The organism is Streptomyces sp. NPDC021020, from assembly GCF_044333285.1.
In the GTDB taxonomy this organism is placed as follows: Bacteria; Actinomycetota; Actinomycetes; order Streptomycetales; family Streptomycetaceae; genus Actinacidiphila.
This window is the reverse complement of record NZ_JBIRQQ010000001.1, coordinates 423,210-449,379: the sequence shown is the minus strand read 5'-3', so window position 1 is coordinate 449,379 and position 26,170 is coordinate 423,210. Positions and strand designations below refer to the sequence as shown.

Sequence of the window (26,170 nt, the reverse complement as noted above, 5' to 3'; positions counted from 1 at the left end):
ACCTCCCGGCGCGGCCGATGCGTCGCGGAATATGGCGCCCGCACCGGGGGATGCGGTTGACTCCGCTACGCAAACGGCGGGGAGGCCGGTTGGGGTGGGCGTGTCGGGGGTGATCCTGAATGCTGGACGAGATGGTCTTCCGCAGCGAGGACGTGGCGGTCGCCGACAGGTTCGACCTCTGGCACGACCTGATGAGCAGCACCCACGCCCCCATGGACCTCACGAGTGACTCCGCCGCCGACTTCCGCGGGACGCTGCGGCTGATGGACCTCGGCGGGATCACGCTGTGGCCGGCGTCCTTCCCCCAACTCACCTTCCACCGCACGCCGTCCCGCATCCGGCAGTCCGACCCGGAGACGGTGAACCTCTCGCTGGTCGTGCACGGCGACGCGCTGACCCACTGGCCGGACCGTCCCCAACGAGCCATCCGGGTAGGGGACTTTCACATGAACGTCTCGTCGGTCCCGATGGACGTCTGCGGCTTCGGGCCGTGGATCGAGATGATCGGTGTCGAGGTGCCCCGCTCCTCGCTGAGCCTGCCGTGGGACCGGGTACGGGACGTCCTCGGACGGGACCTGCAAGGACGTACGGGCATCGGCGCGCTGGTCGCGCAGTTCCTCACCCAGGTGACCTCGCACACCGGCGACTACCGGCAGGCCGACGCGCCCCGCCTCGGCCGGGTCCTCGCCGACCTGGTGAGCGCGCAGTTCGCACAGGTCCTGGACGCCGAGGACGGCCTCCCGCCGGAGACCCGCACCCGCTCCCTCACGCTGGAGCTGATGGCGTTCATCCGCCGCCACCTCGCCGACACCGACCTGACCCCGAGCAGCGTCGCCGCCGCCCGGCACATCTCCCGCAGCCACCTGCACCGGCTCTTCCAGGCGCAGGGCACGACCGTCGCCGCGTACATCCGCGAGCAGCGCCTCGAAGGCGCCCGCCGCGAACTCGCCGACGGCGCCGGGGAGATACCCGTCCACGCGATCGCCGCGCGCTGGGGCTTCAAGGACCACGCGACCTTCACCCGCAGCTTCCGCGCCGCGTACGGCGTCGCCCCGCGCGACTTCCGGCACGCCGCGCACCTCCTCCCGGACCCGGCCGGGAGGTAAGTCGGCGCGGCGGGCGCCCCACCCCGTGCGCAGCCCCCGTCAGCGCTCAGCTCTTGAGGGCGCGGTCCACCAGCGGCCCGGCCGCCCCCGTGTAGTTCGCCGGGTCCAGCAGGGCCGCCAACTCCCCCGCGTCCAGCAGGCCTTGCAAGCGGGGCTCGTCCGCCAGGATCTCGGCGAGGGGGCGGGCCTCCGCGGCGGCTCGCAGGGAGGCCGCGGCCAGCAGTTCCTTCGCCGCGGCCTTTCCGAGTGCCGGGGCGAGCACCGCCGAGACGCGTTCGGAGGCGATCTGGCCGCCGGTCGCGGCGAGGTTGGCGCGCATCCGCTCCGGGTGGACGGTGAGCCCGCGCACCAGCTCGACCGCGGTGTACGCGGCGCCGCCCGTCAGCCGCAGGCACTCGCGCAGCGGCTGCCACTCGGCGTGCCACACGCCCGCCGAGCGCTCGTCCTCGGTGACCAGGCAGGACGCCAGCACCCCTGCCAGCGCGGGTACTTGGATCGCGGCCGAGCGGATGAGCGTGGCCAGCACCGGATTGCGCTTGTGCGGCATCGCGGAGGACGCTCCGCGGCCCGCCCCGCCCGGCTCGGCGGCCTCGCCGACCTCCGTGCGGGCCAGCACCAGCACATCGGCGGCGATCTTGCCGAGCGCCCCCGCGGTGTGCGCGAGTGCGGCGCCGAGGTCCGCGAGCGGTGTGCGCAGCGCGTGCCAGGGCAGTACGGGTACGGCGAGGCCCGTCTCGGATGCGAAGGCGGCCACCAGGTCGAGTACGGCGGCGGGTTCGGCGTCCTCGCCCGCGTACTGGTGGTAGCCGGCCAGCGTGCCCGCGGCGCCGCCCAGCGACACCGGGAGTCCGCGGTCGGCGACGGCGCCGATCCGCTCGGCCGCTTCCAGTACCAACTGCCGCCAGCCCGCGACCTTCAGGCCGAAGGTGGTGGGCACGGCGTGCAGCGCGAGGGTGCGCCCGGCCATGACGGTGTCGCGGTGCTCGGCGGCTGCACCCGCGAGGGCGTCGGCGACGGTGTGCAGGTCGGCGCGGATGAGCCGCAGCGCCCGCGCGGCGACCAGCATCGCGCCGGTGTCCAGGATGTCCTGGCTGGTGGAGCCGCGGTGCACGAACTCGGCGGCCTCCGGGGCTCGTTCGGCGACGACGCGGGTGAGCGCCGCGACGAGTCCGACGACCGGGTTGGCGGTCTCCCGTGCGGCGAGCGCGAGGCCCCGTACGTCCAGGTGCTCGGCCCGCGCCGCCGCCGTGATCGCCTCGGCGGCGGCCGCGGGCACGGTGCCGCAGCGCACCTGCGCCCGTACCAGCGCGGCTTCGGCGTCCAGCATCGCCTGGAGCCAGGCGGCGTCGCCGACCGCGGCCTCGGCGGGGGTGCCGGCCCGCACCGGCGAGAGCAACCCCAGGTCGGCCCAGGCGGGTTGGTGCTCCCCGTAGCTCATGTGCGCTCTCCTCGCTCCGTCATCCGGGTGTCCCGGCGATCCTCACCGTACGGTCGCGCCCGGCGCTCGGCTCCGGCAACCGACCCTGCGGGAGGGCGGGTTCGGGCAGCGCGAGGACGGCCGCGGCGATGTCGTCGGACTCCTCCAGGGTGACCGAGCCGACGCCGGGGCGGATGCCCGCCGCCGTCACCCAGTGCACGGACTCCGTGGGGACGCCGTACGCGAAGCGCCGCGGGTGCGCGGTGCCGTGGGCGTCGAGCAGGCGGCAGGGGCGGCGCGAGACGGCGAGGCCGCCGGTCTCGTAGTCCGTGCCGTCCGTGCCGGGGACGCGGTAGGTGCGGCACTGGCCGGTCTCCAGCAGGTGCGTCATCAGCGGGTCGGCGGTGCGGCGCAGGTCGATGTCCGGCAGCCGGGCCTCGATCAGCGCGGTGGCCCGCACCCGCACGTCGGGGATCTCGGTGGAGGTCGCCACGAAGCACGGCCCGCCGTCCGCCGGGTCCGCGGCGATGCCGACCCGCATGCCGGGCCCGGTGACGTCCAGGATCCCGGCGTCGATCAGCGCGGCCATCTCCTCGATACGGGACGCGGGCGGGCCGATCGACAGGTAGGCGTTGAGCGGGGTGTACCAGCCGTCCAGCTCGTCGCGGTGCGAGGCGCCGTCGAGCCCGCCGTGGTCGACCGCGAGCCGCACCTCGTTGCGCAGGTCGCGCAGGATGTCCAGGGCGGCCTTGAACGGCCCGTCGACGTTGCCCTCGTGGGCCTTGCGCACGTCGTCGTCGAGGTAGCCGCGCAGCCAGCCGCGGAAGGCGGCCACGTCCCGCAACTGCGGTGCGCCGTAGGGGCGTTCGAGGCGCTTCCAGTCCCAGCGGTCGGCAGGTGCGATACCTGCCTCGTCCAGCAGCCGCTGCTGGTCCTCACCGGAGGCCGCGTTCAGGTAGCGGGCCGCGAAGTCCGCCGCCCTCGCAGGGGTTTCGCGGTGTGCGAGCAGCGTCTCGTAGTAGACGCACTGCACTTCCATCGCGATCAGCGCCCACAGCCCGGTGCCGAAGCGCACCGGCTCGCTCGCGGTGGCCGGGGTGCGCAGCGCCGCGACGTACTCGGCGGTGAGCAGCCGCGGGGTGTAACGCCCGTACGCACCCTTCTGGTTGTCGCCGCGCGCCTGGTACGGCACGCCGCGCCGCGACCCGGCCACCAGGTGCGGCTCCTTGCCCGAGGGCCGGTAGACCAGCCGCCCGCCGGTGCGCTCGAAGACCCCGCCGCGGGCGTGCGTGAAGAGCGCCATGTAGTCGAAGAAGCCGAGGCCCAGGCCGCGCAGCAGCACCGTCTCACCGGGCGCGACGGCCGACACGTCGGTGTCCGCCGGGTTCGCCGGCGGGATGTACGTGAGCTGGTGCCGGTCGGCGAAGGCCGTCAACTCCCGCTCGGTGCTGGTCGGGTGGACGGGCACATGGCCCTGCGCGAGCAGCACCGCGCCGAGGCCGGTCAGCCGGGTGCCGTCCTCCAGCGTGACGGTCTGCGGCCCCTGCGGGCCGAGCGTGCCGTCCCCGTCGTCCAGCGCGACGGCCCGCGACGCGTGCACCCTGACGCGTACGTGCGCGGGGGCGTCCGCGGCGACGTGGCGGAAGGCCCACGTCAGGTACTGCCCGTAGAGCGCGCGGGTCGGATACGTGTCGGGCCCGATCGCGCGGGCCTCGCGCAGCGCCGCGTCGTCCGGTCCCGGCGCGCCCGAGGCGTCCGCGATGTCGGCGAGCGCCTTCGCCCACTCGTACAGGCTCGGCCCGCGCTCCAGCGGGCCCTCGATGCTGACGCTCTCGTCCGTGAAGACGGTGACCTGGCTCGCGACGGTGTTCATGAGCAGGTGCCGCGACTGGTCCAGCCGCCACACCCGCCCCGCGCCGGGCGGGTCGGGGTCCACGACGTGCAGCGTGAGCCGCTGCCACCGCGGGTGCCGCCGCTCGCGGGCGACGAGCCGCTCCAGCAGCGAGAGCCCGCGCGGGCCCGCCCCCACGACGCACACCTCCAGCCCGCGCCCGGCCGCCTTGCCGAACGGCAGTTCGCCCCCGTTGTACGTCATCCGGCCCAGCCCTCTCCCAGGTGAGTACCCAACTCCACGACCTGCGCCCACCTTTGGCCCGCCGCCTTGCCGCCCACTATCCGCGCCCTTGGCGCGCTGGTGGGAGCCCGGGGGGGTCCCTCCCCCGCGCCGCGTGCGGAAGGGTCCCGCCACGCAGGACAGCGCCCCGAACCGAGCGTTCGTTTCGAGCCGTTGTCAAGCCGTCCCGAGGCCGCGGATTCGCGGCCCTGTCCGCGGAGCGACCTCCGTGTCATCTCACAACCTGCGCCTTGAGCCCCTTCGGGAATCCACCCGAGGCGGCATGCACTCTCTGTCACAAATCCAAAACGGTGAGTTCCGGACAGCGCCAGCAGGAACACGCTTGCTCCCCCAGCGGTGCCCATGGCAAGGTGCGGCGCCGCGGCACACATCGATTGCGTGTTCGCATCGTTCATCAGAATCCACACAGGGGAGGGTTCATGTCTGTTCGCGGAACCGTGGGCAAGGTGATCTTGGGGGGTGTAGCCGTGCTGGCCCTTTCGGGAGCTGGTCAGGCGTTCGCCTCGGGGGCCGGGGAGGAGCTGGATTCGAAGACCGATGGCGCCTATGCCTTCAGCCACGGCACCAACGGGCAGGTCCAGATCGACGACACCGCCCCGGACAGCCACTCCGTTTACACACTGTACGATCGCCGGCTCAACACGGGGCTCCGTTTGGACAATTCCGATGGGTACGGGAGCTACAGGCGCTCCGGCCTCGACGAGAACAACTACATCCGCAAGGTGACGGGCTGCGTCAACATCCAGCTGCGGCCCGACCGTTGCGGTCGGGACGACCGGCCGAACGACGTTTGGTAGGACGGGACACCTCACGGGGTGTCGCCGACGGCGGGGCGGTTTGCTGCCGCCCCGCCGTGCGCGCCTTCGGATACGAGCGGCAATGGGGGGATGGGCGATGGATTCAGCAGTGAATGTCGGGGCGGGCACCCCGCCGGTGCTGGAGGTCGCGGGGTTGCGGCTTGCCGTCGGCGGACGGGCTCTGTTCGACGGGCTGGACTTGTCGCTGCGGGCCGGCGAGTCGGTGGCCGTGACCGGGCCCAGCGGCTCCGGCAAGAGCACGCTGCTGTCCTGCGTCCTGGGGCTGGTCAAGCCCGATGCCGGGGCGATCCGCGTGGTGGGCACGGAGATCACCGGCTTGCGCGCGGCGCGGTTGGCCACGTTGCGCGCACGAAGCATGGGCATGGTTTTCCAGTTCGGCGAACTCCTGCCGGAGCTGAGCCCGTTGGACAACGTCGTGCTCGCCGCGCTGCTGGCTCGCAACCGGGGCGACGCGCGCAGGCGGGCCCAGCAGCTGCTCGACGACCTCGGCGTGCCGAAGGCCGAGTCGAGCCAGGAGCTCTCGGGGGGCGAGCGGCAGCGTACGGCGGTCGCCCGCGCCCTGATCAACGAGCCGGCCCTGCTCCTGGCGGACGAGCCGACCGGTGCGCTGGACGCGGCGGCCCGGGATCGCGCCGCCGACTTGCTGTTCGACCTGCCGCAGCGCTATTCCTGCGGGCTGCTCCTGGTCACGCACGACCCGGGCATCGCCGAACGCGCGGACCGGACTTTGCGGCTGTCCGCCGGTGTCCTCGGGATGGCGGGGCGATGACCGTCACCCGGCGCGGCCTCACCCGCCGGCTGCTGGCCGTCGGCCACACCGCCGGACGGCGGTCCGAGGCCGGTGGCGTGCGGTTCGCCGCGCTGCTCCTCGCCACTCTGTTCCTCGTCGTCGGGGTGGGCGGCACCGTGGCCGTCCACGCCGTGTACGCGGGGAAGGCGGATCGCCGTATCGCCAGGACCCCCGACATCACGGACGACCCCGCGCTGCGCGCCGGCAACTCCACCACGTGGCTGGTGGGATCCGACTCCCTCGCGGGCAAAAGGCGGTTCAGCGTCGTGTACCTGGCTCCCCACCACGGTGACGCCCCCCTGCCGCCCGGGGTGAAGGCCTGGCCGGCACCCGGCGAGGCCGTGCTGTCGCCTGCCTTGCGGAAGGCGGGCGCGGCCGAGGACATCGACCACCGCTACGGCCGGCTGTCGGGCACCGTGGAGATGGCCGGCCTCGACGATCCGACCGAGTGGCTGGCCTACGTTCGCCCCCGCAACGGCCTCGTCGCCAAACGGCCCGTGGACGTCGTCACCGGATTCGGCCCCTCGGCAGCGGTGGGCCGGTTCGCCCCTGGGCTCGAGCCCGGTTCCGGGCGGCAGGACGACAAGCCCGAGTGGATGTTCCAAGCAGCGGTGCTCGGCATGCTCGTCGCCCCCGGTCTCGCGCTGCTGTCCGTCGCCGCACGCACCGGTGCGCACGCCCGCGACCGCAGGACCGCGCTGGTTGCCGCGCTCGGGGGCCGGCGCCGGGACCGCGCACTGGTCGCGGTGGGCGAGGCGGCACGCCCGGCGCTGCTCGGCGCGCTGCTCGGCGGGGCAGCTGTCGCAGCGGCGCTACGGTACGACGTCCACGTCCCCAGCACCGGCTACGTCGTTCCCTCCGCCTATCTGCGCCGGTACGGCTGGGAGACCGGCTTCGTGCCGCTGACGGTGCTGCTCTGCGTTCTTGCGGCGGTGATCCTTTCCGACCTGGTCCAGCGTCAGGCCACCACCGGGACCCGGCCCCGCACCGCGGCCCGTACCGTTTGGATGACACGTCTGGCGGCCCTGTGCCCGGTCATGCTTCTGGTCGGAGTGCGCGGACCGGGGCTGGTGGGGCAGGAGTCCGCCATGGGCACCGTGGTCAGCTGGGCGGGGGTCGCGGGGACAGTCCTCACCCTCCCCGCGGCCCTGGCGTCCGTCACCGCCGCGGGAGGCCGGCTGCTCACCCGCTGGGGGCAACGCCATGCCCTGCCGGGAACGCTCGTCGCCGGCCGGCGTACCAGTGCGCACCCGGGTGCCACCGCCCGGCTGGTGACGGGCATCACCGTCGCTCTGATCATTTTCATGCAGGCGGTGGCCTGGCAGGGGCTGTTCGGCTCGCAGAGCACCGACGCGCGGCGAACGCTCGACCGCATAGGCCGCAGCGCGGTCGCCGTCGAGGCGCAGGGAAGGGTGACCCCTCAGGACACGACGGCTTTCCTCAACCGCCTGCCCGGGACCGAAGCCGTACTCCTCGTCCCGCCTGCCGACCCTTTCGGCACCGACGCCCCGATGACGCTGTACGGCAGCTGCGCCGCCCTTGCCACCCTCCGGCTTCCGTGCCCCGCCAACGAAGAGCGCGTCAGCGAAGCGCCGCAGGACCCCCGGCTGCAGGAGCTGATCCGGTGGACACCGCACGGTGCCCTGCTCCTGGACGTCCGCAAGGCCGACACCGCCGAGCTGGCGCTGCACATGGCCTCGCCGGACGAAGCAGGCATCCTGACCGTCGTGAGCCGGGACGGCGGGGATCTTCCCGTCCCCGCTCTCAAGCGCCTGGCGTACCAGGTGTTCCCCCTGGGCGCGGAGGTGGGCGCCCCGGGAGAGGACCAGTTGACCGCCGGGGTCCCCAATCGCGACCAGGGCCGCTGGAGCACTCTGCTCGGGGTGGCGGGCATTGCTGTGCTCGCGGTGGCGGCCGGGCTCAGCGGCATGGCCGAGTTCCTGCGCCACGGGCGGGCACTCGCGCCGCTCACCGTTCTCACCGGGGGCCTGCGCGTCTTCCGTACCCACTCCGCGTGGTCCGTGCTCGCTCCGATGGTGCTGGCCGGTGTGGTGGGAGAGGTGGTCGCCGTGGGCCTGGCGGCACCGGTCACCGCGGACGGCGAGTCCTCCCTCACGGCGGAGCTGCTGTGGTCGACGGTGGGGATCGTACTGCTCGTCAGCATCCTCATGTGGGCGTGGGCCAGTGCCGTCGCCGCACGGCAGGCCCGGCGCTGGCGTCCTCGCGGCGACTGACCGCACCCGGGACCCGCACCGCCGCTGCGCGAAGGAGGCGGCGGCGGTGCGGGCCCGCGCGGGGTCAGTCCGCGGCGACGCGGTCCAGTGCGGCGAGGCGCCGGCTCGCGTACCCGCGGATCCGCTTCGTGCGCCCGCGTTCGCCGAGCCGGCGGAGCACGGCCGGCTCGGCCGAGGACTCCGCGAGGCGCACCTGGAGCCAGTCGCTCCACGACTCCTGGACGTCGTCGTCCGCGAGCAGCGGGGTCAGCGCGGCGCTCTCCAGCAGCGCCACGTCCCGCGCGTACCGCCACGCGAACTCCCTGCTGTACTCCCAGCGCAACTGGGCGATCCAGCGCGGCCGTTCGGCCTCGGGCAGGCGCTCCAGCACCGGCATGAGCACGCTGAGGGCAACGTTCTGGTCGGGCTCGAACCAGATCACCTCGAAGAGCAGCCCGAAGTTCTCCGCCTGGCCGAGGGCCGCTTTGTACAGCCTCCACCGGTCGTGCTCGTTGTCCGCGTCCCCGGCCCGCAGGCCCGTTCGACTCGCCAGCTCGTCGAGGATGTCGACGAGCCGCCCGTCCTCGTCCCGTCTTCCGTCGTCCATCCGCATTCGCCCCCCTGTCGTGAGTCCCCCTCCATGGACGGGTGTGCGCGGCCTTCCCGTTGCACGGAATCGGCCGCTGCCGCCCCCCGACGTCCCATGGCCAAAACAGCCGGTACGCCCCCGCGCAGCCGACCGGACAAATGACCATACGCCCATCAGGGCTCGTCCGGCCCCAAGTGATTCAGCCATGAACGAGTCTCCGGAGGCACACGCGCCACCTGCGGTACCGGCGCGCGCTCCGGCGCGTAGCGCGGGACCGCGGGGCGCCGGGCGGAGCGTCCAGATCCGGTCGACGAGGGTCTGGACGCCGTCGAGGACGCTGGCGAGGCCGGAGCCGAGGGGCTCGTCACCGGCGCGGGGGGCGAACGCGCCGGCGGCGTCGGCCAGGGGGTGTCGGTCCGCGTCGGCACCGCCCCCGGCGTGAGCGCTCAGGCGGCCCCGGCGGCGATCTCCCGGATACGGGCCGCCCAGCCGCGCGGGTGCGAGGTGTTGCCGTTGTGGCCGCCGGGGAATTCGCGGACGGTGGTGCCGAGCAGCTCGGCGAGCGCGGTGGCGCAGCGGCGGTCGAAGACGTCCCGCGGGGTGGTGCGGCCGGCCGCGGGGACGACGCGGGTGCCGACGGCGGGCAGCCCGGCCAGCGCCGTGACGTCGAGGGTGTCGTGGACGACGGCGGCGAAGTCGTGCCGGATGAAGTAGTCGAAGTTGGCGGTGCGGCGGGCGTCCAACGGCTGTGGGGTCAGGCCGGGTTCGGCGTCCGGGCCGGCCGGGTCGATGCCCAGCACACGGGCGATCTCCGGCAGCGCGGCTGCGAGCCCGGCTCGCTCGTAGAGCCGCTGGAGCTGCACCAACTCCGCCTTGTGTCGAGCCCGTTCGGCGGGCGGCAGCAGCCACGGGGCGACCGGTTCGTGCGCGATCAGGGTGTCGATCCGGCCGGGGCCGCGCAGCACGGCGCGCAGGCCGATAACCGCACCGAGACTGCAACCGAGCACCGTCGCGGGTGCCTCGGTCACCTCGGCCAGCACCCGCAGGACGTCGTCGGCGTGCTCGGCGAGGGTGGCGCCGCGCGCCGGGTCGTCCAGGCGACTGCGGGACAGGCCGCGGCGGTCGTAGGTGACGACCGTGAAGTCGCCGACCAGATGCGGGACCAGGTCGACGGTGCGGCCGGCGTCCCCCTCACCGCTCTGCGAGATCAGCAGGACCGGGCCGCTGCCGCGGACCTGGTAGTGCAGGACCGCTCCCGGAACGGTCAGCAGCCCGCCGCGTAGCTCGCTCGTGGCGCAGGACATAGCGATCCCCCTCGTGACTCCCGCCCGGCGGACGGCCCGCCGCGCGATGCCCCCCACCTTAATTCATCCATCTCGATGCATCAATATGGATGCTTCTGTTTCGATGAATCCGAGCAGATGCATCGAGAGCGATGTACTGTGCCCGGCGTGAACGCAGTCGAGCTCTTCCTCCTGGGCCGCACGCTGATGAAGATCGGCGAGCAGGCCCTCCCCGAACCCCCCGGCGGCGCCGGCCGCTACGCGGGCAGCACGCGCACCGTGCTCATCGTGGCCGGCGACATCGCCGCCCACCCCGGCACGACGGTGAGCGAGGCCGCCGCCCGCACCGGGCTCCCGCAGAGCCAGGTGTCCACCGCGGTGGCCCGCCTGAAGGAAGCGGGCTCGGTGGAGACCGCCCGCGACCCCGCGGACGGCCGCCGCACCCTCGTCACCCCCGCCGCCGAGACCTCCCCCCGCGTCGCCGAGATCCGCGCGACCGACACCACCGCCGCACTGGCCGCCGCCCTCGGCGACGACGCCGATCCCGGGGCCGTACGGGAGGTCGCCACGGCACTGGACGTCCTCGCCCGGCACCTGCTGCCCGGCTGACGCCCGCGGGGGAAGCGGGCCTTCGTCGTGGGCAACCGCAGCCGATCCGCGCCTACTTGCCGTGGTAGATGTACGGCCCGTAGACCGGCATGCAGCCCTCCTCCGCGCCGTTGACCACCTGGGCGGAGTCCGGGATGCCGCCCGCCTTGGGGGCGGTCTTGGCGAAGTCGGTGCCGGTGCGCCAGTCCGCGCCGATCGTGAGGGTGATGTGCTGGACGTCCGCGGACGCCCTGACGTCGCTCACCGGGATCTTGAAGACGCCCGCGACCGCCGTCGCGTCGGCCTTCGCCTGGGCGCCGCCGCTCGACGGGTAGGTGACGGTCGTCGCGGGGCTGGGTGCGGCCTTCTTGTCGTAGTCGGCCTGGGTGTAGCCCGCGGCCTTGAGGGCGTCGGCGATGTCGCCCGCCCGGCCCGGGACGGCCTGCCCGCTCGTCGCGTTGCCCGCCGTGCCGTTGACGACGGTGACGGCGACGGTCGCCGGGGCGGCCGCGGGCGGGCCGGACGGCTTGGGCGAAGTCGTCGGTGACGCGGTGGACTTGGGCTTGCCGTTGGAGTCCATCGCGGTGTCGTTGCGCAGCAGCGACCAGACGGTGTCGGCGTCCTTGGACGGGATGTAGTGGGCCTTGGGGGCCTCGGGGTCCGCGTCGTGCGGCATCGTCGCCATGGTGATGCGGTCCGGCGGCACGGTCTTGAGCTGCATCCCCAGGTCGTACAGCTTCTTCGGGGTGCCGATCTCCTCGGAGACGACGAAGGCCGACATCGCCGCCGTGGCGATGTCGTTGAGCTTGGCCGGGCTGCTGAAGAGGTTCTCGGCGCGCAGCTTGCGGATGAGCGAACTCATGTACATGTGCTGGGCCTTGGCGCGACCCGCGTCGTCCATGAAGGGATGCCGGGCGCGCAGCCAGGCGAGCGCCATCTTCGGGTCGGTGATGGTCTGCTTGCCCGCCTTCTTCAGCAGCAGGTGGGAGGAGCCGGGCGCGTTCGGCGTCGGGTGGTCGTAGACGGGGTGCTCCACGCAGACGTCGACGCCGCCGACGACCCTGGCCATGTCCACCACGCCGTGGAAGCGGATCATCATCCAGTGGTCGATGTAGACCTTGGTGAGGTTCTGCACGGTCGCGAGCGTGCAGCCCGCACCGCCCCGGTTGAGCGAGGCGTTGATGATGTCCTCGGTCGGCGCGTAGACGTGGTGCGTCTTGGGGTCGGTGCACTCCGGTATCCGCACCCGGGTGTCGCGCGGGATGCTCACGACCGACATGTTGCTGCGGTCTGCGGACAGATGGGCGATCATGATGACGTCCGCGCGCTCGCCCTTGGCGTCCTTCGCGCCGCCGAGCTTGGCGTCCTCCGGGTCGTCGCGGTTGTCCGAGCCGATGATGAGGATGTTCATCGCGCTCGTGCCGTCGGCGTTGGCCTTCGCCTTCTGGACGGTGCTCTTGCCGCTGACGCGCTCGCCCTTCTGGATCTTGCTCGCGAGGTATTCGTAGTAGCCGAACGCCGCGCCCGCCGTGCCGAGTACGGCGACGCAGGTGCCGATGGCGGTCCACTTGAGGATCTTGCGGCGGCGGCTGACGGGTTTCTTCCGGCCGCGCGCACCGCCGCGGCGGTGGCCGCCGCCGTGCGAGGGGCTACCCCCGTGCGCGGGGCCGCTCCCGCGCGGAGGGTCGCCGCCGTGCGAGGCGGGTTCCGGGCGGCGCGGGCCGGGGACGCCGGAGGAGTCGGGGCCCTGGTCCGGGGCGGCACCCGTACCCGCACCCGTATCCCTGCCCGTTCCGCCGTCCGACCACGAACCGCCGTCTTCCGGCCAGGAGTTGCCGCCCTCCGCCATGCCCCCGCGCATCCGTAACCATCCTCCGTGTCATGGGCGTTCGCCCCCCTGGTCCGGCCGAGCGGTGCGGCTCGCCGACGTGCAGTCAGACGGTCCTGGGCGGCTGAAAGTTGTAGGCCGGTCGATCATGGGCGCCCAACTTCGGGCATTTCCGCACACGTTGGAGGGTGCACGCACCGCCGCACCCCTACCCGTAAACCCCCGGCACCGGTCCCGTCGCGGCCGTTGACAGAGAACTCAACAGGCGTAGAGTTCTGCACGGCACAAAGAACTCAACACGCGAGGAGTTAGTTATGTCCGCCGCAACTCCCGCTGCCGGAGGCGCAGTCACCGCCACCGGCGGCACGCTCGCCGCCCGGCGCGGCCACCGTGCGCTCGCGCTCGTGGTGGTCCTCTCGGCCGTCTTCATGCAGCTGCTCGACACCACGATCGTCACGGTCGCGATCCCGTCCATCCAGGACGACCTCGGCGCCGGCTTCGGCACCGTGCAGCTCGTCCTGGCCGGCTACAGCCTCACCTTCGCCTGCACCCTGATCACCGGCGGCCGGCTCGGCGACAGCCACGGCAGGCGCCGCCTCTTCCTCATCGGGATGCTCGGCTTCGTCCTCACCTCCGCACTGTGCGGCGCGGCGCCCGACGCCACCACCCTCGTCGTCGCGCGGCTCGTCCAGGGCATGTGCTCGGGCCTGATGTTCCCGCAGGTCCTGGCCATCATCCAGAGCCTGTACGACGAGCGGAGCCGCCCGAAGGCGCTCGGCGCGTACGGCGCCGCCATCGGCCTGGCGACCATCTCGGGACCCGTCCTCGGCGGCGCCCTCATCGCCGCCGACGTCCTCGGTACGGGCTGGCGCGCGATCTTCTACCTCAACCTGCCCATCGGCGCCCTCGCGCTCGCCGGGGCGCTGCGCGTCCTCCCCGAGACGTACGGCGACCGCGGGCGCCGCCTCGACCTGGCGGGCGCGCTGCTCGTGACCGGCGGGCTCTTCCTGCTGGTGCTGCCGCTCGTGGTGGGGCGCGACCAGGGCTGGCCGGTGTGGGCGTGGGTGCTGCTCGCGCTGAGCGTGCCCGTGCTCGGCGCCTTCGCGGCGCAGCAGCGGCGGCTCGGGCGGCGCGCGGATTCCGACCCGCTGATCCGGCCGGGCCTCTTCGCCCGCCGCTCCTTCAGCGTGGGCCTGGCCGTCAACCTGGTCTTCTTCGCCGGGATCCCGAGCTTCTTCTTCCTCTTCATCCTCACCCTCCAGGCGGGCTTCGGCTACAGCGCGGTCGGCGCGGGCACGGTCACGCTCGGCTTCGCCGTCTTCGTCGCCCTCGCCTCGGCCCGCTCCAGCGCGGTCGTCCGCCGCCTCGGCACCCGTACGCTCTCGCTCGGCACCGCGCTGCTGGTCGCCGGCATGACCGGCGTGCTGCTCACCCTGCACGCCGCCGGCACCGGCCTGCACGGCTACCAGCTGCTGCCCTCGCTGGCGGTCGCCGGCATCGGCGCGGGGCTCTTCCTCGCGCCCGTCACCGGCGTCGTCACCGCGGGGCTGCCGCGGCGCGACGCCGGATCGGCCTCGGGCGTACTGGCCACCGCGCAGCAGGTCGGCGCGGCGCTCGGCATCGCGGTGGCGGGCGTGATCTTCTTCGGCCTGCTCGGCGGCAACGCGCAGCGCTCGGTCGACGCCGTCACCCCGGAGCTGCACCAGCGGCTCACCGCGGCCCGCCTCACCGCGGACCAGCAGCGCGACGTGCTGGCCGGCTTCACCGCCTGCTTCGCCGACCGCGCCCACGCCACCGACCCCGCGGCCACCCCCGCGAGCTGCGCCCGGATGACCACCCGGGCGGCGGCCGCCCCCGCGGACGTACGGGCGGCGGTCCAGCGGGCCGTGGTCGCGGAGGCCCTCCCGCAGGCCCGGCGGCACGACTTCAGCCGCTCGCTGCAGCAGGCGCTGGGCTGGCAGGTGGGCGTCTTCGCCCTCTCCTTCCTGCTGGTGGCGGCGCTGCCGCGGGTGCGCGGCGGGGACGTCACGGCCCTCCCGGCGGCATGACCGGGGGACGACGGGGGTACGGGCCGCGCGCCCGTACCTCGCCCGCGGGGGGCGCGGGGCGCGCGGGGGCGCCGGAGGGGGCGGGGGCCTCGGGGAGCGAGCAGGCCCCGGAAGGCGCGGGGGCCTCGCGAGGCGAGCGGGCCCCGGAGGGCGCGGAGCCCCCGCCTATACTTCCGGCTGTGCCCACCTCCGCCCCGCAGCCCCCGGCCCGCCGCCGGGGCGGCCGCCGGGGCGGCGACGCCGACACCCGCGGGGACATCCTGCGGGCCGCGCGCGAGCACTTCGCGCGGGGCTACGAGGCGACGAGCGTACGGGCGGTCGCGCGCGCGGCGGACGTCGACCCGTCGCTGATCGTGCAGTATTTCGGCGGCAAGGACGGCCTGTTCAAGGCGGTGCTCGACGGAGCGGTGCAGCCGCACGAAGGCATGGGCGCCGTACTGGCCGCCGAGCAGGCCGGCATCGGCGGGGACGACCTCGGGCACACGCTCGCCGCGTACTTCTTCGGCATCTGGGAGGACCCGGCCCGCCGCCACCCCTTCCAGGCGATGCTCGTCTCGGCCGCCTCCAACGAGGCCGCCGCGACCGTGCTGCGCGACTTCGTACGGGGCGAGGTCATCGCCCGCGTCGGCGCGCTGCTCGACGGCGACGACGCGGAGTTGCGCGCCGAGCTCGCCGGTTCGCAGCTCATCGGCGCGGCGCTCGTGCGCTACGTCTACCGGATCCCGCCGCTGTGCGACGCCCCGTTGGACGACGTCGTCGCCCGCATCGGCCGCGCCGTCCAGGCCTACCTGGCCGGCTGACCCCGCACCCGCGGCCCGCCCCGCGCCCCTTGGCCCAACTCCCCTCCCACGAAGCCGATCGCACCCACCCCTCAGCCCAACGCCCGCCCCACGAAGGCGATCGCGTCCGCCGTCCGCGCCGCCGACTCGGGTCCGACGTGCCCCGCACCCGGCACCAGCCGGTAGGTGTGCTCCACCGCGAGGCCGTCCAGCACCCCGTGCAGGTATTCCGCCCCCTCGTACAGCCGGAATTCGTCCGCCCCGCCGCAGTCGACGAGGACGGGCAGCCGGGCGGCGCGGATGCGGTCCGCGTGGGCGCGCGCCCTGCCGTACACGCTGTTGGCCGCGTACGTGGCCGGGTCGCCGCTGCCCAGCGACATCGCCTCGTGCAGCTCACCGAGCAGCGACGGAAGGGCGCGGGCCGGAACGCCGTCCGGCGTCTCGCCGGGGAAGACGACGGGCGAGAGCGCGGCCACGGCCGCGTAGCGCTCCGGCTCCGCGAAGGCCAGCTTGAGCGCTCCGTAGCCGCCCATCGACGCGCCGATCAGCGCGGTCGGGCCCAACGGGCCGAAGCGCGCGGCGAGATGGGCGGGGAAGTCCGCCCCGACGACCGCCTCCCAGCGCCCGCCGGGCCCGTCGACGTAGAAGCCGCCGCGCGTCGGGGTGCTCGCGCACGCGACGACCGCGCGGGGGAAGGCGCCACGGGCGATCGCCTCGTCGTAGAGCGGACGCGCCTGCTCCAGGGACGCCGCCGAGGACATCGCCCCGTGCAGGTGCAGGACGAGCGGCAGCCGCTCGCCGGGGGCGCGGTCGGCGGGGGCGAGGACGCGGAAGTCCACGTCCCGGCTGGCCGACGCGGCGTGGAAGGAGCCTTCGACCAGCTCCGTCGTGAAAATTTCCATCATGATAATATTTCTACCATGGCAGGTTTGAGGGAGCGCAAGCACGCGGAGACCCGGCAGCGGATCTCGGACGAGGCCACCCGGCTCTTCGAGCGGCAGGGCTTCGAGAACGTCACGCTGGCCCAGGTCGCGGACGCCGCCGGGGTGTCCGTCAAGACGGTGACGAACTACTTCGGCGCGAAGGACGAGTTGTTCTTCGACGCCGAGCCCGCGGTCCTCGACCACCTCGTCACGACAGTGCGCGGCCTCCCCCCGGCCGCCGCCACCGCCGCCCTGCGCCCGCTCGCCCTCGACGGCCCGCTGCTCGCCGGCCCCTTCCGCTGGGACACGGTCGACGCGCGGACGTGGGAGGCGATGCGGGTGTGGGCGCGGTGCGAGCACGACTCGCCGACCCTGACCGTACGGCGGGCCGCCCTCACGCTGGCGTGGTGCCGCCCGCTCGCCGCGGCGGCCGGATCGACGGCGTGGGCGGCCCTGGCGACGGGCACGCTGGCGCTGCGGCACGACGTCGTCCAGTCCGGCCTGCTCGCGGACCACCCGCCGGGGCGCGTCGCGCACGACGTACGGGCGTCGGTCGGGGCGGCGCTGGACGCGCTCGAACGGGGCTTCGCCTGACGGGTGTTCGGGCGGCGGACGGATCCGGCTCAGCCGCGCCCGCGGCGCAACCGGCGCCGGGCCGGCTCGTCGCCGAACGCGTCGATGAGCAGGTCGTACCGCTTGCCGCGGGCCGGCCGCCCGGCGGCGGGATGACCTCAGCCGTGCCGTCCGCCGGTGAAACGCCGATGTCCGGCACCGTACTGGAACAGCCGGGACGCGACGGGCGCGCGGCGCTCAGTCGTCAGCCGTCGTGGGCGCCCACGACTCGCCGTTGTAGAAGTAGGCCGGGTCGCCCTTGAGGCCGACGGTGCGGAAGGGGTGGCCGTGGTCGTCGACGGTGAGCTTGCCGGAGTGGCCGCCGCTGTTCCACGCCAGCTCCAGGTACCAGCTGACGTCCCGGTCGGCGGTGGTCGCGTCCACGTCCAGGACCTGGGGGTCGGTCGCGGAGATCCGGAAGGGGAATTTGCTGAGGGTCACCGTCGTACCGTCGGCGGCCAGCCCCCGGACCGGGGTCGTACGCGGGGTCGGCGCGTCGAGGTCCACGGCGAAGTTCGCCGGGGCGAGGGGGCCGCCGCAGCCGGAGCCGGGGGTGTAGACGTTGCCCTTCTGCGCCGGTTTGCTGCTCACGACGTGGATGTAGAGGGCGTGCAGCACGATCGGCTCCGTCACCCCGGTCTGCGCGGTCAGCTCCAGCCGCAGGTGCCCCGCCGGGACGCCGCCCAGCGCGGCCGCCCACGCGTTCGTCTGCTCCAGCGACGGCGGCGGGGGCACCTTGCCGGGCTGCTGCGGCATCCGGAACCACGCCCCGCACTGCGCGCTCCAGTTGTCGGCCATCACGTCGACCGTGAAGGGCGCCGGGCCCGTGTAGGGGGCGGGCGAGGTGGGCGGCGCCGTCGTGGGGGTCGCGGACGCGGTCGCCGGGGACGCCGGGGTCGTGGTGGCCGGTGCTGACGTCGGCGGCGGTGGCGGGGCGGACGCGGTACGGCTGTGCGTCGCCGGGGACGGGGAGGCCGAGTCGGCGTCGCGGGCGCCGCCGCCGTGCCCGTGCAGCGCGACCGGCAGCGTGGCGACGGCGGCGATCGCCGCGACCGCGCCCAGGACGAGCAGCGTACGGCGGGCCCGCTGCGGTGACCTGCCCGCCGGGGCGGCGGGCTCGGCGGTGACGTCGGGCTCGGGCGCCTTGGCGGGTGGCGCGGCATCGGGTACGGGCTCGGGCTCGGGTGCGGATTCGCGTACGGGCACGGGCTCGGGCTCGGGCTCGGGCTCGGGCTCGGCTATGGGTACGGCCGCCGCCACCGCCGCCTCCCCCGGCTCCGGCTCCGGTTCCGGTTCCGTCAAGGCCGCGGCCCGCGCCTCCCCCGGTCGGTCGGTTTCGCGGCGTGTTGCGTCCGCGAGCACCCAGCAGCGGTGGAGTGTGAGCACTTCCTCGGGCGTCGCACCGCAAAGCCGGGCAAAGCGCTCGACGGGGGCGTAGTCGACGGGTACGGCCGCGCCGTTGCAGTAGCGGTGCAGAGTGGAGGTGCTGAGGTGCAGCCGGGTGGCGAGCTGGCCGTAACTGCGCCCCGAGCGTTCCTTCAGCTCGCGCAGCCGCCCCGCGAATTCCTCGACGTGCGTGGTCATTCCCCAGCCCCTCCCCGTCCCGGAACGGCGTTCCAGGTGAGGACATCATCGCAGCTCAGGGGGGCTGGAACGTCCCAGCGTCCCGGACTGTCGCGAGATTGTGGCGTACGGGACGGGCCACGCCCGACGGTGGTGACGCAACCCGGTCAGCGATCCACACGAAGGGCGGCCACCATGCCGAAGAAGCCCGCTTTCCTGTCCTCTGTCTCTCTCACGTCGCTCGCGTCCGCCGCGGCCCTCGGCCTCGGCGCGCTCACGCTCACGGCGTGCCAGTCGGACGACACCGGCGCGGCCCCGTCCGCGACGGCGTCGAGCCCCGCGGCGCCCGCCGCGGACACCGCGTCCACGGCCCCGGACGCCCCGAAGTCCGCCGCCCCCGGCGACGACGACGGCAAGGCCGCCACGTCGAAGGGCGACGGGGCGAAGAGCAGCAGCGCGAAGGGCGGCGACTCCAAGAGCGGCACCTCGAAGGGCAGCGGCTCCAAGGGCGGCGGCGACGCGACCAGCGACAGCTACGCGTTCACGCACCCCTGCACGCCGCAGCAGCTCTCGGTGCATGTGACGGGCCGCTCGGGGGCGCCGTCCCAGCGCGTCATCGCGGTGCGCAACACCGGGTCGCGCTCCTGCGGCCTCAGCTACTACCCGCTCGTCTACCTCGACAACGCGAAGGCCCCGAACGGCGAGAAGGCCGTCCACCCGATGATCCCCAGCGGCCTCGGCGGCGCCCCGGCGTACCCCGTGTACGCGGGCACCACCACCTACGCCGTCATCGACCTCGACCCGAGCGGCGCGACCACCGGCACCGTCCCCGGCATCGACGAGCTGAACGTCCTCCCGGACGGCGACCACATGCCCAACGCCGCCACCCTCAACTTCCCCCTCCCCGCCACCACCTCCGTCCTCCACCCCAAGCTCGGCCTCTACCGCACCACCGTCGCCGACGCCGTCACCTCCATGCAGTCCGCCGACTACCAGTCCTGACCCCGGCTCCCCCGCACCGAAGTCGTAGCGCCCCGAAGCCCCGAGGCCCAGGTCGGAAACCATCCGGCAGGGGCCTTCCGGGCTGCCACCCGGTCCCTTTATCAAGAAGTTTGTTAATCTGGCGCCATGGCCACCACCCCCGAGCCCGCCCCCGGCGAAGGCCCCGTCCGCCCGGTCTCCGTCTCCCTTCACGAAGGCACCATTGCCGCGTTGAAGGCACGTACCGGCAAGCGCGGCATGTCCGCCTACGTCGAAGCGCTCATCCAGCGCCAGCTCGAACGGGACCGCCTGCGCGAGCTCATCGAGGACGCCGAGGCGGAGCACGGTCCGGTGGACCAGGCATCGGTCGAGGCCAAACGGGCCCTCCTGCGCGCGGACGACGCGGGCTCGGCCGACGCCGCGTGAGCGGCACCCTCGTCCTCGACTGCGAGGCCCTGTCCCGACTCGTACGCCGCACACCCGACCTCACGGAATGGCTGGCGGCGGCAGAGGCCGAGGACGTCCGGGTCGTCACCAGCTCCGTCACCCTCGTCGAAGCCCGCGACCCGAGAACCCACCAGGCCCGCTTCGACTACGCCGTCTCCCGCGTCAACGTCGTCCCGCCCACCGAGGCCGTCGCCCGCCACGCGAGCAAGCTGCTCGCCGCGGCCGGTCTGCACGGCCACAAGTACGCCCTCGACGCCCTCGTGGCCGCCACCGCCCTGTCCTCCCCCTCCCCGGTCACCGTTCTCACCTCGGACCCCGAGGACCTCTCGACGCTCTGCGGCCGGGCCGTCCGCGTACTCAAGATCTGACGCCCGCGGCAGCCCAGCCCCGCAGGGAGGGACACCTTTGGGGTGGGGTTTTCTGTAGGGCGGGATGCGGATACTGGCTGCATGTCGCGCCCCGCGGGGGATCCGTAGCGTCGTCGGTGTCGGATAACGGACGGACGGCGGAAGGGCGGGGCAGTGGACGGGACGCGGGGTGGCGCCGGGGAGGCGCTGCGGATGGTGGGGGTCGGCAAGGTGTACGGGGGTGGGGAGGACGTCGTCGCGCTGGACGGGGTGTCGCTCGCGCTCGGGGCGGGGACGTTCACGGCGGTGATGGGGCCGTCGGGGTCGGGGAAGAGCACGCTGCTCCAGTGCGCGGCGGGGCTGGACCGGCCGACGGCGGGGCGGGTGCTGGTCGGCGGCGTGGAGCTGCCCGGGGGCGGGGAGTCGGAGCTGACGCGCTTCCGGCGGTCGCGGATCGGGTTCGTCTTCCAGCACTACAACCTCGTGCCGTACCTCACCGTGCGGCAGAACGTGCTGCTGCCGCAGGCGCTCGCCGGGCGGCGCGGCCGCCGGGCCGGAGCGGAGGCGGCGGCGGTGCTGGAACGGCTGGGCATCGCGGACCTGGCCGAGCGGCGGCCCGCGGAGCTGTCCGGCGGGCAGCAGCAGCGGGTGGCGATCGCGCGGGCGCTGGTCACCCGGCCCGCGGTGCTGTTCGCGGACGAGCCGACCGGCGCGCTGGACACGGTGAGCAGCCGGCAGGTGCTGGCGCTGCTGCGCGAGAGCGCGGACGCCTTCGGGCAGACGGTCGTCATGGTCACGCACGACCCGGTGGCGGCGGCCTTCGCCGACACCGTCCTCTTCCTCGCCGACGGCCGGCTCGTCGACGAGCTGCGCGCCCCGGACGCGGCCGAGACCGCGCGCCGGATGGCCGCGCTGGACACCGTGGCTCTCCGGAAGGAGGCCGCGTGATGGCCGCCGGACTCGCCCGCGCGTCGGTACGCCACCGGCGCGGCAGCTTCCTCGCCGCCTTCCTCGCGGTCTTCCTGGGCGCGGCGATCCTGATGTCCTTCGCCGCACTGCTGGACACCGCGGGCGGCCCGCACGTCACGGGCACGGACCGGAACACCCTCACGATCATGGCCTCGGTCGTCGGCGGCTGGGGCGTGCTCGTGGTCGCCTCCGCCGTGGCCACGACGCTCGCGGTGGCGGCCCGGCAGCGGGCAGGCGAGCTGGCGCTGCTGCGCTCGCTGGGCGCCACACCCGCGCAGACCGTACGGCTGGTCGTCGGCGAGACGGCCCTGGTCGGGCTGGCCGGGGTGTTGCTCGCGCTGCCGGTCGGCTACGGCGGCGGCTGGACGCTGCTGCACCTGCTCCAGGACACCGGCCAGGTCGGCGACGCGGTGGGCTTCCGGTTCGGCGCGTCGGCGCTCGCGGTCGGGGCGGGCGGCAGCCTGCTGGCGGCGCTCGCGGCGTCGTTCGGCACGGCGCGGCGGGCGGCCCGCCGCAGGGCCGTGGAGGCGCACCGGCAGGCGGCCGCGGGCGGGCGCCGCACCAGCCGCTTCCGGCTGGTCGCGGGCGCGCTGCTGGTGGTCGGCGGGGCGAGCTGCGCGGTGGTCACGGCGACCGCGCTGGACGGCTCGAAGATCGAGTCGCAGTCGGTCGCGGGCGAGGGCGCGGTGCTGTCCGCGCTGGGCTTCGCGCTGCTCGCGCCCGTCCTGCTGCGCGCGGTGACGGCGGCCCTGGCCCCGCTGCTGGGCGCGTTCGGGGCCTCGGGGCGGCTGGGCGTGCTGGCGGTGCGGCAGCGCTTCCAGCGGGCGGCGACCGCGGTGATGCCGATCGTGCTGTGCACGGCGATCTCCACGGGCACGCTCGCGATGCAGTCGGTGTGGAATTCCGCGCACCCGCACCTGTCCGCGGACGACAAGGGCACGGCGACGCTCAACTACGTCGTCGTCGGCATGCTCGCGGTCTTCGCCGCGGTGATGCTGGTGAATCTGGTGGTGGCCGAAACGGCCGCCCGGCAGGGCGAGTTCGCGCAGCTGAGGCTGGCGGGCGCGACGCAGCCGCAGGTGCTGCGGCAGGTAGCCGCCGAGACGGCGCTGACGCTGGTGACGGGACTGCTGTTCGGGACGGTCGCGGCGGCGGCGTCCGCGGTGCCGTACAGCCTGGCCGTGACGGGCGACGTCCTGCCGGGCGCGGCGCTCGGCATCCACGCGGCGGTGATCGCCGCGGTGGCCCTGCTCGCGCTGGGCGCGGCCCTCGCCGCCACCCGCCGCGCGGGCCGGGCGCCCGCAACGGTGGCCCTGCGGACGGCGGTTGCGGCGTGAGCGCGGCGATCCGCGCCGCGGGGTGCGGGACGAGCGGCCCGGCGGTTCGTACGGCGAACCGGCGGACGGCGGCGGTTCGTACGGCGGCACCGCGCGTAACGACTGTTCGTACGGCGGCCCTGCGCGTAACGGCTGTTCGTGCGGCGGCCCCGCGCACGGCGGCAGCCCGCACGGCGACCCCACGGACAGCGGCAGCCCGCACAGCCGCCCCGCGCACGGCGGTGGGCGCGTGAGCGCGGGGGCTCAACTTCCCCGGCCGGGGCGGCGGTTGCGCTGGCCCGGCTGGGGCGTGTTCCTGAGGTGGCAGGCCGTCGCCTCCGTCGTCCTCGGGGTCGTCGACACGCTGGTGTGGGTGCAGCTGCGGCCGATGTACTTCTGGCCGCGGTGGGTGTGGTTCGGGCTCGGCGTCAACCTGGCGCTGCAGTACGGGCTGCGCTGGGCGCTGCGCAAGCCGCGCGGGCGGCGGCGGGCGTTCGCGCTCCAACTGGCCCTGAGCGCCGTGTGGGTGGGCGTCGACATCGTGTCGTGGGCGCTGTCCGGCGGGGGCTTCTTCTGGCCCGTCTTCAGCACGCCGGTGGTGGCCGTCGCGCTCGTGGTGCACGCGTGGTGGCTGCAGCGGCTGCCGCCGGCGCGGGAGCAGGAGCTGACCGAGCGGGTGGCGGCCCTGCACCGTACGCGCAGCGGGGTACTCGACGTCCAGGCAGCGGAGTTGAAGCGGATCGAGCGGGACCTGCACGACGGGGCGCAGGCCCGCATGGTGTCGCTGGCGATGAATCTGGGGCTCGCGAGCGAGCTGCTGCGCCGCGACCCGGACGCGGTCGCCGCGCTGCTCGAAGAGGCGCGGGCGACGACGCTGACCGCGCTGGCGGAGCTGCGGACGGTCATGGAGGGCATCCAGCCGCCCGTGCTGGCCGATCGCGGGCTGGTCGGCGCGGTGGAGGCGGTCGCGCTGGACCTGGCGCTGCCGGTCGCGGTCGAGGCGGACGTGCCGGGGCGGCTGGAGGCGCCGGTGGAGTCCGCGGTGTATTTCGCGACGGCCGAGTGCCTGGCCAACGTCGTCCGGCACGCGGGCGCGACCCGCGCGCGGGTGGGCCTGGTCCACCGCGCCGGTACGCTGACGGTCGTCGTCGGCGACGACGGCCGCGGCGGCGCGGCCGTGGGGGCCGGGAGCGGGCTGAGCGGGGTGGCGCGCCGACTGGAGGTCTTCGACGGCACGCTCGCTGTGGACAGCCCGCCCGGGGGTCCGACCCGGGTCACGATGGAGGTGCCGTGCGCGTTGTCATCGCCGAAGACCTCGCCCTCTTGCGGGACGGCCTGACCCGGCTGCTGGAGGCGCACGACTTCGAGGTGGTGGCCGCGGTCGGCGACCCGGAGGCCCTGTCGGAGGCGCTGGCCCGCGCGGAGGTGGACGTCGCGGTCGTGGACGTCCGGATGCCGCCGACGTACAGCAACGAGGGCCTGGTCGCGGCCCTCGCCGCGCGCGAACGCCGCCCGGGGCTGCCGGTGGTGGTGCTCAGCCAGTACGTCGAGCAGCTCTACGCACGGGAGTTGCTCAGCTCGGGCGAGGGCGCGATCGGCTACCTGCTCAAGGACCGGGTGGGCAACGTCCCGGACTTCGTGGACACGGTGCGGCAGGTGGCCAGGGGCGCGACCGTGCTCGACCCGAAGGTCGTCTCGGCGATGGTCTCCCGGCTGGGGGGCACGGGCCCGATGTCCCGGCTCACCCCGCGCGAGCGCGAGGTGCTGTCGCTGATGGCGCAGGGCCGCTCCAACGCGGGCGTCGCCGCGGCCCTGGTCGTCACCGAGAACGCCGTGAGCAAGCACATCAACAGCATCTTCGCGAAGCTGGATCTGCCGACCGCGCCGGACGACAACCGCCGGGTGCTCGCGGTGCTCGAATACCTGCGGACGGAGGGCGGGGGCCCGGGGACCCCGTCCTGAGCGGGGCCGTACGAGCCGTCCTGAGCGGGGCCGTACGAGCCGTCCTGAGCGGGGCCGTACGAGCCGTCCTGAGCGGGACCGTACGGGTCCCGTCCTGAGCGGGACCGCGGCGACGGTCGGCGCGGGGCTCAGCTCACCCCGGCCAACTCCCCCCGCGTCTCACGCGCTTCGAGCGGGAAGGCCAGCTCCTTGGCCTCGCCCAGCAGCCCCACCACCCGGGCGTGCTCCTCGAAGGCGGCGGCGCCCGGCCCCCCGGCGGCGAAGTCGGCGTAGGCGCGCAGCATGAACTCCGTCAGCGCGTCGTCGTGGAAGACCGCGCGCGGCTCGGGCGGCACGTCCCGGATCAGCAGGCGCAGTTGGGCGTAGTGGTCGGAGGCCTCGGCGGGGTAGTGGCCGATCGCGGTGCCGTGGTCGAAGCGCAGCGTGATCCGGCGCTCGCGCACGGGCGAGGTGAGGTCGGAGCGAATGACGCTGCGGACTCCCCCGTGGTGCGCCAGGCGCAGGGTCGCGCCGCCGAGCCGGGGCAGCCGCCGCCCGTTGACGTCCAGGTCGGTGCAGATGGCGCCCGCCACGTCGGCGTCCCCGGCGAGTTGCAGCAGCACGCCCACCGCGTGCGGGATCTCGACGTCGAAGGCGGTCGGGTGCCCGGAGGTGGCCAGCGAGCGCCGGAAGCGCGGCTTGTTCTGGACGACGGAGATCTGCCGCAGCGTGCCCAGCGCGGACCGCTCCCGGGCGAGCACGGTCAGCCGGTCGGTGAGCGTACTGGCCAACCACGGTGCGACGACGTCCACTTGCACGCCCGGCCCGCGCAGCAGCTCCCGCAGCCGGGCGAGGTCGCGCGGCCCGGAGGCGAGCGGCTTTTCCACCAGCAGCCTGCGGAAGCCCAGCGCGAGCAGCTCCTCGATCAGCTCGACCCGCGCGACCGGCGGCGTGCAGACGTGCACGACCGTACGCCCGGGGTCCAGCACCCGCCCGGCCTGCGCGAGTGAGTCCACCGTGCGCACGCCCTCCGCGGTGTGCCGGGCGCGGGCCGCGGCGTCGTGGTCGAAGACGACCGCGGGTTCGGGCGCGAACCACCGCGGCTGCCGCTCCCGGGCCTTGGCGAGGACCGGCAGGTGCAGGCCCGCCCCCGCCCGGCCCAGGCCGACGACCAACGTGTGCAGCATCTCCGGCATGTCCGGCAACAACCTTCCGTAGCGTTCCGCCACCGCGGGGACGGTGTTCCGTCGAACCCGGCGGTGGCGCGGCCCCAGGCGATCCGGGGCAACGCGGGCCAGCCTGCGCGCCCGAAGCGGACGAAGTCAACGAAACGCGCCGGTCGCTATTTTTTCGCATGAAATACGGCACGGCGCCTGCCGCGGTCCGTCGCGGTGGTCACGACTTGGACACTCCGCTGCCCCCGGGTGCGAAACGTGGTGGAGTGCTGCTCCCCGGGGGTGGGGACGGGGAGTGCTGCT

General features: G+C 74.4%; 23 protein-coding genes. 15 read left to right on the top strand and 8 right to left on the bottom strand.

Going from position 1 to position 26,170, the window contains the following annotated elements:
* Positions 1 to 119 precede the first annotated feature (119 nt).
* Positions 120 to 1,106, top strand: coding sequence for an AraC family transcriptional regulator (locus tag ACH4SL_RS01970; RefSeq protein ID WP_398441355.1), 987 nt, complete (start codon positions 120 to 122; stop codon positions 1,104 to 1,106).
* A gap of 46 nt (positions 1,107 to 1,152) precedes the next feature.
* Here the strand turns inward: ACH4SL_RS01970 and pcaB are convergent, their stop codons facing one another.
* The gene (pcaB, locus tag ACH4SL_RS01965; RefSeq protein WP_398441354.1) at positions 1,153 to 2,544 is read right to left on the bottom strand and encodes a 3-carboxy-cis,cis-muconate cycloisomerase; all 1,392 of its coding nucleotides are present in this window, start codon (positions 2,542 to 2,544) and stop codon (positions 1,153 to 1,155) included.
* 19 nt (positions 2,545 to 2,563) lie between these two features.
* Positions 2,564 to 4,618 (bottom strand): FAD/NAD(P)-binding protein, encoded by a 2,055-nt coding sequence (locus tag ACH4SL_RS01960; protein WP_398441353.1) that lies wholly within the window; start codon positions 4,616 to 4,618, stop codon positions 2,564 to 2,566.
* A gap of 476 nt (positions 4,619 to 5,094) precedes the next feature.
* Here ACH4SL_RS01960 and ACH4SL_RS01955 point away from each other — a divergent pair, with 476 nt between their 5' ends.
* The 3 genes from ACH4SL_RS01955 (at position 5,095) to ACH4SL_RS01945 (ending at position 8,499) form a co-directional block, all read left to right on the top strand.
* Positions 5,095 to 5,454 carry a hypothetical protein gene (locus tag ACH4SL_RS01955; protein ID WP_398441352.1) on the top strand — a complete coding sequence of 120 codons (360 nt, stop codon included), beginning with the start codon at positions 5,095 to 5,097 and terminating at the stop codon, positions 5,452 to 5,454.
* Positions 5,455 to 5,551: 97 nt separating this feature from the next.
* Positions 5,552 to 6,244 (top strand): ABC transporter ATP-binding protein, encoded by a 693-nt coding sequence (locus tag ACH4SL_RS01950; protein ID WP_398441351.1) that lies wholly within the window; start codon positions 5,552 to 5,554, stop codon positions 6,242 to 6,244.
* Entirely contained in the window at positions 6,241 to 8,499 is a 2,259-nt protein-coding gene (locus ACH4SL_RS01945; protein ID WP_398441350.1) for an ABC transporter permease, read from the top strand. The genes ACH4SL_RS01950 and ACH4SL_RS01945 overlap by 4 nt, the downstream gene beginning before the upstream one ends.
* Before the next feature lie 64 nt (positions 8,500 to 8,563).
* Here ACH4SL_RS01945 and ACH4SL_RS01940 read toward each other — a convergent pair whose 3' ends face one another.
* Together ACH4SL_RS01940 and ACH4SL_RS01935 are read right to left on the bottom strand one after the other, a co-directional pair.
* A complete protein-coding gene (locus ACH4SL_RS01940; protein WP_398441349.1) occupies positions 8,564 to 9,085 on the bottom strand; it encodes a hypothetical protein in 522 nt (173 codons plus the stop codon).
* 428 nt (positions 9,086 to 9,513) lie between these two features.
* On the bottom strand, positions 9,514 to 10,371 hold the full coding sequence (locus ACH4SL_RS01935) for an alpha/beta fold hydrolase (protein WP_398441348.1): 858 nt from the start codon (positions 10,369 to 10,371) through the stop codon (positions 9,514 to 9,516).
* Between the two features lie 147 nt (positions 10,372 to 10,518).
* On the opposite strand from ACH4SL_RS01935, the gene ACH4SL_RS01930 reads away from it, so the two are divergent.
* Positions 10,519 to 10,959 carry a MarR family transcriptional regulator gene (locus ACH4SL_RS01930; RefSeq protein ID WP_398441347.1) on the top strand — a complete coding sequence of 147 codons (441 nt, stop codon included), beginning with the start codon at positions 10,519 to 10,521 and terminating at the stop codon, positions 10,957 to 10,959.
* 52 nt (positions 10,960 to 11,011) lie between these two features.
* Here the strand turns inward: ACH4SL_RS01930 and ACH4SL_RS01925 are convergent, their stop codons facing one another.
* Positions 11,012 to 12,799, bottom strand: a complete 1,788-nt coding sequence (locus ACH4SL_RS01925) for an LCP family protein (protein WP_398441346.1) — start codon at positions 12,797 to 12,799, stop codon at positions 11,012 to 11,014.
* Positions 12,800 to 13,080: 281 nt separating this feature from the next.
* Between ACH4SL_RS01925 and ACH4SL_RS01920 the strand changes: the two genes are divergently transcribed.
* Together ACH4SL_RS01920 and ACH4SL_RS01915 are read left to right on the top strand one after the other, a co-directional pair.
* On the top strand, positions 13,081 to 14,814 hold the full coding sequence (locus ACH4SL_RS01920) for an MFS transporter (RefSeq protein WP_398441344.1): 1,734 nt from the start codon (positions 13,081 to 13,083) through the stop codon (positions 14,812 to 14,814).
* Positions 14,815 to 14,993: 179 nt separating this feature from the next.
* On the top strand, positions 14,994 to 15,614 hold the full coding sequence (locus ACH4SL_RS01915) for a TetR family transcriptional regulator (protein ID WP_398441343.1): 621 nt from the start codon (positions 14,994 to 14,996) through the stop codon (positions 15,612 to 15,614).
* Between the two features lie 71 nt (positions 15,615 to 15,685).
* On the opposite strand, the gene ACH4SL_RS01910 is transcribed toward ACH4SL_RS01915, so the two are convergent.
* Positions 15,686 to 16,498: an alpha/beta hydrolase gene (locus ACH4SL_RS01910; protein WP_398441342.1), complete on the bottom strand. Its 813-nt coding sequence runs from the start codon at positions 16,496 to 16,498 to the stop codon at positions 15,686 to 15,688.
* Positions 16,499 to 16,513: 15 nt separating this feature from the next.
* Here ACH4SL_RS01910 and ACH4SL_RS01905 point away from each other — a divergent pair, with 15 nt between their 5' ends.
* Entirely contained in the window at positions 16,514 to 17,110 is a 597-nt protein-coding gene (locus ACH4SL_RS01905; protein ID WP_398441341.1) for a TetR/AcrR family transcriptional regulator, read from the top strand.
* A gap of 216 nt (positions 17,111 to 17,326) precedes the next feature.
* Here the strand turns inward: ACH4SL_RS01905 and ACH4SL_RS01900 are convergent, their stop codons facing one another.
* Positions 17,327 to 18,712, bottom strand: coding sequence for a helix-turn-helix domain-containing protein (locus ACH4SL_RS01900; RefSeq protein ID WP_398441340.1), 1,386 nt, complete (start codon positions 18,710 to 18,712; stop codon positions 17,327 to 17,329).
* A gap of 174 nt (positions 18,713 to 18,886) precedes the next feature.
* Here ACH4SL_RS01900 and ACH4SL_RS01895 point away from each other — a divergent pair, with 174 nt between their 5' ends.
* The 7 genes from ACH4SL_RS01895 (at position 18,887) to ACH4SL_RS01865 (ending at position 24,713) form a co-directional block, all read left to right on the top strand.
* On the top strand, positions 18,887 to 19,693 hold the full coding sequence (locus ACH4SL_RS01895) for a DUF4232 domain-containing protein (RefSeq protein WP_398441339.1): 807 nt from the start codon (positions 18,887 to 18,889) through the stop codon (positions 19,691 to 19,693).
* A gap of 126 nt (positions 19,694 to 19,819) precedes the next feature.
* Positions 19,820 to 20,098, top strand: a complete 279-nt coding sequence (locus ACH4SL_RS01890) for a hypothetical protein (RefSeq protein WP_398441338.1) — start codon at positions 19,820 to 19,822, stop codon at positions 20,096 to 20,098.
* On the top strand, positions 20,095 to 20,487 hold the full coding sequence (locus ACH4SL_RS01885) for a type II toxin-antitoxin system VapC family toxin (RefSeq protein WP_398441337.1): 393 nt from the start codon (positions 20,095 to 20,097) through the stop codon (positions 20,485 to 20,487). Before ACH4SL_RS01890 ends, ACH4SL_RS01885 begins: the two co-directional genes overlap by 4 nt.
* A gap of 192 nt (positions 20,488 to 20,679) precedes the next feature.
* Positions 20,680 to 21,414 carry an ABC transporter ATP-binding protein gene (locus ACH4SL_RS01880; protein WP_398441877.1) on the top strand — a complete coding sequence of 245 codons (735 nt, stop codon included), beginning with the start codon at positions 20,680 to 20,682 and terminating at the stop codon, positions 21,412 to 21,414.
* Positions 21,414 to 22,772 carry an FtsX-like permease family protein gene (locus ACH4SL_RS01875; RefSeq protein ID WP_398441336.1) on the top strand — a complete coding sequence of 453 codons (1,359 nt, stop codon included), beginning with the start codon at positions 21,414 to 21,416 and terminating at the stop codon, positions 22,770 to 22,772. The genes ACH4SL_RS01880 and ACH4SL_RS01875 overlap by 1 nt, the downstream gene beginning before the upstream one ends.
* A gap of 229 nt (positions 22,773 to 23,001) precedes the next feature.
* A complete protein-coding gene (locus ACH4SL_RS01870) occupies positions 23,002 to 24,090 on the top strand; it encodes a sensor histidine kinase (protein ID WP_398441335.1) in 1,089 nt (362 codons plus the stop codon).
* Positions 24,042 to 24,713: a response regulator gene (locus ACH4SL_RS01865; RefSeq protein ID WP_398441334.1), complete on the top strand. Its 672-nt coding sequence runs from the start codon at positions 24,042 to 24,044 to the stop codon at positions 24,711 to 24,713. Before ACH4SL_RS01870 ends, ACH4SL_RS01865 begins: the two co-directional genes overlap by 49 nt.
* Before the next feature lie 128 nt (positions 24,714 to 24,841).
* Here the strand turns inward: ACH4SL_RS01865 and ACH4SL_RS01860 are convergent, their stop codons facing one another.
* Positions 24,842 to 25,888, bottom strand: coding sequence for a Gfo/Idh/MocA family oxidoreductase (locus tag ACH4SL_RS01860; RefSeq protein ID WP_398441333.1), 1,047 nt, complete (start codon positions 25,886 to 25,888; stop codon positions 24,842 to 24,844).
* Between the last annotated feature and the right edge of the window lie 282 nt (positions 25,889 to 26,170).